General features: G+C 62.4%; 3 protein-coding genes. All 3 read right to left on the minus strand.

The features are described from left to right. Positions 1–18 precede the first annotated feature (18 nt). Complete coding sequence (locus FHT69_RS22485; protein ID WP_183905981.1) at positions 19–5,430, minus strand: DUF4082 domain-containing protein; 5,412 nt, start codon at positions 5,428–5,430, stop codon at positions 19–21. A 183-nt stretch (positions 5,431–5,613) separates the two neighbouring features. Then, entirely contained in the window at positions 5,614–6,798 is a 1,185-nt protein-coding gene (locus FHT69_RS22490) for a GTP-binding protein (RefSeq protein ID WP_028757508.1), read from the minus strand. 99 nt (positions 6,799–6,897) lie between these two features. Then, on the minus strand, positions 6,898–7,622 hold a 725-nt coding region (locus FHT69_RS34325; protein WP_246780749.1), incomplete at its 5' end, for a DUF4082 domain-containing protein.

The following is a 7,622-nucleotide window of genomic DNA, read 5'->3' on the forward strand; positions in this document are numbered from 1 at the left end:
ACTCCCCGCTCGCTTCTTCTACGCCGCGAGCTGCGGTCTGAACGCTACGTCCACATAGTAGTTTGTGCTGTTATAGCTGGCACTTGGGAACAAGCCGCTCGCCCCATAGGCATAGACGCCGTTGTTGCCGCTGAGCGCCCTCAAATCGCCGTTCGTCACATCGGCGCTGAAGTAATTGCCGGTCGCCGAATAATTGCCGTTGGTGCTATAGGAAACGACATAGGTCGTATCCGCGGCGACCTCGACCTGCTGGGTGAGCGTGGCGGTCTGCCAGCCGCTTGCCGTTTCGTTGCCGAAGCTGACGCTGCCGAGCAATGTGCCCGAGGCGGTCCAGAGATAGCCGTTGTGCGGGCCTGTATTGTCTGCCCCCTTGTAGAAGCGGATGCCGGTAACCCAGCCCGCCGTATCCGCCTGGAATTTCATGCCGAGATTAACCGGCTGGTTGTCGTTGACGGAGACGATCGAAGGCGTCGCATCGGCGGCAAAGAGGTTCTGCTCCGGCCCTCCCGTCTGGCCGCCGTTGATGGTGAGCGCAACCTGCGCCGACGCCGTGCCGCCCTTGCCGTCTGCAATTGCGTAGCTGAAGCTTGCCGGTCCCGAATAGCCTGCCGTCGGGGTGAAAGTCACCGTCTTGGCCTGGGCGTCATAGGCGACCGAGCCGTTGACCGCGCCGCTGACGCCGGTGATGACAAGCGGATCACCATCGGCATCGGTGTCGTTTGCCAGGAGCACTGAGGCCTGGATGGTGATCGGCGTGCCGGTATTGGTCGACAAGCCGCTGTCATTGGCGGCGAACGGAATCGCATTCTGCGCGCCGCCCTGTTGATAGAGCACGTCGACCCAGTAATTGCTCGCATTGTAGGAAGCGGTCGGAAACAGGCTGCCCGAGCCATAGGCATAAAGGCCGTTGCCGCCACTCGCCGCACTCGACGGGGCCGTCAGCGCGCCGTTCGTATGGTCCGTCGTGAAGTAGTTCGCCGTTGCGGAATAGAAGCCGTTCGAATGGTAGCTCGCCACATAGGTGGCGCCGGCCGTAACATTGATCGGCTGGGTGAAGTAAACCGTCTGCCAGCCGCTCGCCGTCTCGCTGATGAAGGTGGCCTGGGCCAGAACCTGGCCGCTGGCCGTCCAGAGCGAGCCGACATGCGTGCCGGTATCCTGGGCGCTCCTGTAATAGGTGAGCCCGGTGATTTGGCCGCTGGCGGAAGCGATGAACTTGACGCCGAGTTCGACCGAGTTGGCGTCATTGGCGGCGGCAACACCCGAGGTGTCGGCGCCGGTGAACAGGCTTGACGTCGTTCCTCCCCCGGGCGGCGTGCCGACAGTGAGGCTGACGGTGGCCGACGCTATGCCGCCATATCCATCCGCGATCGAATAGGAGAAGCTCGCCGCACCCGTATAACCCGCCGTCGGGGTGAAAATGACGGACTTGGTCTGGCTATTGAAGGTCACCGTTCCGTTGACCGCAGCATTGACGCCGGTGATGCTGAGCGGGTCGCCATCGCCATCGCTGTCGTTTGCAAGCAGGCTGGCTGCGGCAATCGACAGCGCCGTGTTGGAATAGGTCGTGTAGCCATTGTCATTGGCGGCGAACGGCACCGTATTGCTTGTCTGGTTGTAGACGACATCCACCCAGTAGTTCGACGACTGGTAGCTGGAGGTCGGGAAACCCGTGCCATTGCCGAAGACGCCGTTACTGCCGGCGAGCGCCGTCAGCGCACCGTTGGTATGGGCTGACGTGAAATAATCTGATGTCGCCACATAGGAGCCTGTCGTGTGGTAGGAGGCGACATAGGTCGCGCCGGCCGCGATATGCACCGGGTTGGTGAATGTCGCGGTCTGCCAGCCGCTCGCCGATCCGCTGTCGGCGAAGCTGACGGTCGCGACCAGGGTGCCGTCGGCCGTCCAGAGGGAGCCGGTATGGGCGCCGGTATCGCCGGCAGCCTTGTAGTAGCGGATGCCGGTAATCATGCCGCTGGACGAAGCGACGAACCTCATCCCGAGTTCGAGCGACTGACCTTCGTTGAAGCTTGCGCCCGTCGGCCCTTCGCTTGATTTAAATAGCGTTTCCCCGGCAGGGCCCTGGTTTACGGTGAGGCTGACGTTGCCCTGATCCGTGCCGCCGCGCCCGTCCGACAGCGTATAGGTGAAGCTTGCCGGCCCCGAATAATTGTTGCTCGGCGTGAAGATGACGGTGCCGTTCTGCTTATTGAGCGTCACCGTACCGTTGACGGCATTGCCGACGGCCGAAATCGTCATCGCATCGCCATTGGGATCCGTATCGTTTCCGATGAGCGAGGCGATCGAGACGACGAGGCTGTCGTTGCGGGTGATGGCCAACCCCGCGTCGTCGGTCGCAACCGGCGCGTTGTTGGGGCCGGCATCGAAGACCACGTCGACCCAATAGTTGGTGCCGGTACCGGGGCTCTGGCCGGGGAATGTGCCGGCATTGTCGCCATAGGCATAGACGCCGCCGCCATCGACGGCCTTCAGCGCGCCGCTGGCATAGGGGCTGGCGAAATAATTCTCGGTGGCGGAGTAGAAGCCGTTGGTGTGATAGGAGGCCACATAGGTCGTGCCGGCGGCAATCTGGATCGGGCTGGAGAACATCACCGTCTGCCAGCCGGAAAGCGGTTCGCCCACCGACACGCCTGATGCCAGCAGCGTTCCGTTGGCGCTCCAGAGGCTGACGACATGGTCGCCGATATTGTAGAAGCCCTTGTAGAAGCGGATGCCTTCCACGTAGCCTGCCGTCGTCGCCTGGAAGCGCAGGCCGAGCTCGACGGAATCGCGATCGATCGCCATTTCGACCGCGGGCTTTTCCGCAAGCGTCCATAGGCCCTGCGTGCCCGGCAGCGTGACGGTGACCTGCTTGCCGGCAGACGGCGCCTCCATATTGACGCTGTCGTCGACGGCGCGCGACATGATCGTATAGGTGCCGCTCGCCTGGACGACCCAGTTATAGCTCCAGCTCTCGCGGCCTGACGCCTTGAACCAGTGCTGGCCGCCATCGGTGGAGACTTCGACGCCGGCGATGATGCCGCCGCCGAAATCCTGGGCCGTGCCTGTGATCGTCACGCGCTGCCCTTCGACGAAGCTTGCGCCTATGATCGGCGAGCTGATCGACGAGGTTGGCTTCAGCGTGTCGGTCGACTGTGTCGCAAGGATCAGGCTCGCATCCAGCGTCGTCGGCTGAATGCCCATGTCCGCGAACATGTTGACCATCGCCTGCTGCACGTTGCGATCGGTTGACGTGGCCGGGCCTTGGTGGTTGTCACTCAGCCCCCAGGACCAGAAGACGGTGCCGGCGCCGAAGACCAGCGCGCCGCTTTCTGCCCGGTACATGGTTAGGCTATGGGTCGCCACCGCATCGCCGACCGTGGTGCCGTAATCGCGCAGATAGGTGCTCACCGCGATGGAAGAGAGCGACAGGTTGATGAGGCCATCCGGACGGAAGCCGTTCTCGACATCGGAATCCCACTCATAGCCGAGCAGGTTCTGCACCAGATTGTAGGTTTCGCCTTCATTCAGCTGGGAGACATCGGTATTGCGCCAGAAGCGCAGGTTCGAATAGTCGTAGGGAATGGAGATCGTATCCTGGCGGTAGCTGTCCACCTGGAACATCGTGCCCGTCAGCGCATTCTCCGGCTGCTGCCCCGGATCGGCATAACGCGGATCGCGCCAGGTGCCGGTGCCGACATTGCTCGGATCCGTGCTCGTGCCCCAGGTTTCCTTGTAGCAAACCATGGTGCGGTAGGCCTGACCGCTGCCGTCGATGCTGCTTTCCCAGCGGACCTTCCAGTAGCACTCGTTGCCGCTCCAGAAGGCGAGGTTGACGCCGGCATCGCGCGCCGCCTCGACATTGGCGCGCTGTTCGGCAGACCAGTATTCGTCATGCCCGACGGAGAGATATGCATCATGGTTGAGCAGCAGCGTGCCGTTGCGCGCCGCATCGACGCCGGAAATATAGGAAACGTCGTAGCCGTTCTGCTCCAGCCACGAGATGGCGGAGGATTCGACGCCGAAGATGTAGTCGTGCGAGCCGCCGATCGGGCTCGTATTGGTGATGATCGGCCGGTTATAGCTGACCGCCGAGGCCCGACCGATCGCCGTCAGCCCGCAGCTGCAGTTCGGCGGCAGGTAGCCGATCATGTCTGCCGGGTCGACGGGCACTTCGCCGTAGTAGAGGCTGGCGCCGCCCCAGGCATTATAGGCCTGCCATGTCGTGTCGGACGTCTGGAAGACGATATTGCTGGTCGAGGCGTCGTCGCGCACGACGAAGGGGATGATGCTTGCATCCTCGGTGCCGTCTTCGCGCACCAGCTTGGCAAAGTAGACGCCGGAGACCGCGTCCGTCGGAATCTGCCAGCTCGCCGAAACCGACCAGTTGCCGCAATCGATAAGGCCGAGCGACATGTCGACGATCGGATGCGGCTGGATCTGCGCCGTTGTCAGCGATTTCTCGATCGAGTCGACCTTGCGTGCGCCGGCCCCGCCATAATAGCCCATGCGGTAGATATCGATGCGGTAATGGGTGGAATCGGTGGCGATCTTGAAATCGACCGTCTGGCCGATATTTGTGCTGATTTCGGTGGCGAAGCCCTGGATGGTGCCGCCGCCGTCGCCTTCAAGACCCCACTCGCTGATCGGGTTGCCCTGCTTCAGGTTTTCGAGCGCGATCTTGTTGGGCGTTACCGTCGCGACCGACGCTGCCGGAGTCGCTGCCGCCGAAGTTGCCGTCGCTGGCGTCGCCAATGCCGTCGCGGCGGCGGTCGTCTCAGCAGAAACGTCCTGGCTCGGCTCCACCGAGATGGATGCTATCGAGGCCTGAAGGCGCAATGAAGTCGTGCCGACACTGCTGGAAGAACCGGCCGGCGCCGCCGTCTTGGCGCTGCCGGTATCGGCATCGCCGGTAACACCCGTCAGCGCCGGAGCGGCAGGCAGTGTCGCAGCCTCCTCATACGGGTCCGGGCCGAGCACGGTGCGTTCGGATGACGTCGTCGTCTGCAACACCGTCGCAACCGACGCCGTCTTGGCAGAGGTGTCCTGCGCGCCGCCTTCGCCTGCAGGCGCGGGCATCGCCGTCGGTGGTATCGAGGCAGTTTGCACGCCGCCCGATGAGATCAGCGCGGCAGGCTGCATGATATTGCCGGTAAAGGAAGACGGACCGGTGAAGGAGGACGGGAGGGCGGCGCCGTCGAGATTGGCGAAGCTGCCGTTACTGGCAAAGCTTAGGGAACCATCGGTACTCGTGGAAGATACAACCGTCGCGGTTCCCAGCACTGCGCTCCAGGTTGAGGGTGCACGACAGATACTCAACGCTCCACCAAATGTACTCAAATACTCACGATTACTGACATGAATTCTCCGCATCAGCGGCGTCCCCTTCCGCATCGGCCCGCCCTTCGGCCGCCATAGCAAGAGCTTCATTCTGGCACCTTTGCCAAGGGAATGTACGACAGCAATCTGGGGTATGAGGGAGGTATCCCCTACGCCCATATGATGACCCTCAACGCATACCAGCCGGGCTACTTCCAAGTGGCTGACGCTGGTTGAAAAGGCATTCTGGGCCGGTCCGGCTGGTCGAGCCGGTTTTTAACTCGAGCGCCCGTGCTACCAGGCCGGAAACGGATCTTCGAGGGCGGCCCAGTCGCGCGGATCGGCGCTGGCGAGGCATCCGTCCAATGCGGTCCGCACACCTGTCTCGTCCATATCAACACCGATGAATACGAGCTCCTGCCGACGGTCGCCCCAAGCGCTGTCCCACCGGCTTTCGATATGCTGACGAAACTGCTGATGGCTCGGCCAATCCTGCCGGGGCACGGCCGCCCACCAGAGCCCCATCGGCTCGCAGCGCCGCTGCACCCCGGCCGCCGACATCAGGCCCACATGACGCGGGCGTGTGGCAAGCCAGAAATGACCTTTGGCGCGGATTACCCCCGGCCAGGGCTCGTCCAGGAATGCTCGAAACCGCCTGGGGTCGAAGGGACGCCGCGTGCGATAGACAAAACTCGATACCCCGTATTCTTCCGTCTCCGGGACATGGTCGCCCGGGCTGTACAGTTCCTTGTGCCACAACGGGTGGGCGGCGGCTTTTGCTTCATCGAAGAGGCCCGTACTGAGGATGGTTGCAAGAGAAACCTTGCCGAAATCCGTCTCCACCTGGCGCGCATCCGGGTTGAGCGCAGCAACTATCTTGCGGACTTCCGCGCGGATCTCTTCGGTCGCGTCCGAGATCTTGTTGATCACGACAACATCCGCAAACTCGATCTGATCCACCAGCAGGTCGATGAGTGTGCGCCGGTCCTCGCCGTCGCGCTGCAGGCCGCGGTCGGCAAGCAGATCGGCACTGCTGTAGTCGGCTAACAGGTTTGCAGCGTCGACCACGGTGACCATTGTGTCGAGGCTGGCAAAATCTGCGAGGGAGACGCCGTTCTCGTCACGGAAGGAAAAGGTTGCCGCGATAGGGCATGGCTCGGCAATGCCGGTGCCTTCGATCAACAGATAGTCGTATCGCCGCTCTTCTGCCAGTCGCCGTACTTCCGTCAGCAGGTCGTTGCGCAGGGTGCAGCATATGCAACCATTGCTGAGCTCGATCAATGTCTCCGTCGTATGCGACAGGTTGCAGCCGCCGTCTCGAATGAGACTGGCGTCTATGTTCACTTCGCTCATATCGTTGACAATGACAGCGACCCGCAGGCCCTGACGATTATTCAGGACGTGGCTAAGAAGCGTCGTCTTACCAGCGCCGAGGAAGCCGGCCAGCACGGTTACCGGGAGCCGCTCGATCCTGTTCATCGGCATTCCTTGAATGCGGGCGGTCGAAGCGCACTTCGCCGCGACCAGCATTTGCGTATGAGCCTCATTCGAAACCGGTCCGTAACCGTGTCCTTTTTTTCACGCGACGAGCTGTGGTCGGAAGACAACGTCGGCATAGTAATTCGCTGAATTGTAGGTGTCGGTCGGGAAGAGACCTGCGGTGGCGGATCCGCCATACGCATAGACACCGTTGCCCCCGGCGACGGCACTTGATTGGGCCGTCAATGGACCATTGGTGACCGCATTCGCGAAGAAGCCATCAGTTGCCACGTAAGCGCCGGTGGTGTGATAGGACGCAATATAGTTGGTGTTTGCGGTAATGGTGACGGGCGTCGTGAAGTTCACCGTCTGCCAGCCGCTCGCCGTGGTGTTGCTGAAGGTGGCGGTGGCAAGCCTGGTGCCGGTCGTGGTCCACAGGTCGACGACGTTCTGGCCGTTGTCGTTGGCGCTGCGATAGAACTTGATGCCCGTGACATCCCCGGCGACGTTCGACTGGAACTTGACGCCGAGCTCGAGCTGCTGACCATCGTTGAGGTTGGTCTGGGTCGGCGTGCTGGAAGCGTTGAACAGGCTGTAGGTCGTTGGCGCCGCCGATGCGGCGATGTTGAAGGTCTCGTTGGTCGAGAGGCCGCCGAGATCGGTCGCCGTCACTCTGACGCCGTAGGTGCCTGCTGTCGTCGGCGTGCCGGAGAAGGTCCGCGTCGTGGCGTTGAAGGCCAACCAGGCGGGCAGCGCCGTGCCATCGGCAGCCGTTGCCGTATAGGCCAGCGTCTCGGTGCTGTCGACATCGGTGAAGGTGGTGG

Origin of the sequence: Rhizobium sp. BK008 (assembly GCF_014197345.1) — a bacterium.
In the GTDB taxonomy this organism is placed as follows: Bacteria; Pseudomonadota; Alphaproteobacteria; order Rhizobiales; family Rhizobiaceae; genus Rhizobium; species Rhizobium anhuiense.